At 46.7% G+C, this 255-nt stretch carries 1 protein-coding gene; it reads right to left on the bottom strand.

The features are described from left to right. A partial coding sequence (locus tag LI126_RS14905; protein WP_227165702.1) for a hypothetical protein occupies positions 1-255 on the bottom strand: 255 nt, incomplete at both ends.

The following is a 255-nucleotide window of genomic DNA, read 5'->3' as shown; positions in this document are numbered from 1 at the left end:
ATAAGAGTCCCAGATAAAAAATCAGCATTCCCCAGACCCAGCGTTTTCTAAAGCGCGGCCATTGAGCATAGATCGTCAGTCCCAGACTGTACAGGATTACGATTGCCATTAACAATGGATAGCTTTGACCAACCAAAACCTTAAAAATATCCTGCACGCCAGCACCTAAAATTCCCAGTTTAAACAGACCGGTCAGCGTTAAAAGAATGATGGCCAGACCGCTTAAGCTGCGAATAGCTCGCTCGTCACGCGCTG

The organism is Mediterraneibacter sp. 210702-DFI.5.30, assembly GCF_020560115.1.
Lineage (GTDB): Bacteria > Bacillota > Clostridia > Lachnospirales > Lachnospiraceae > Mediterraneibacter > Mediterraneibacter faecis.
Note: the sequence above shows the minus strand (reverse complement) of the source record. Positions and strands in the feature narration are given on the sequence as shown.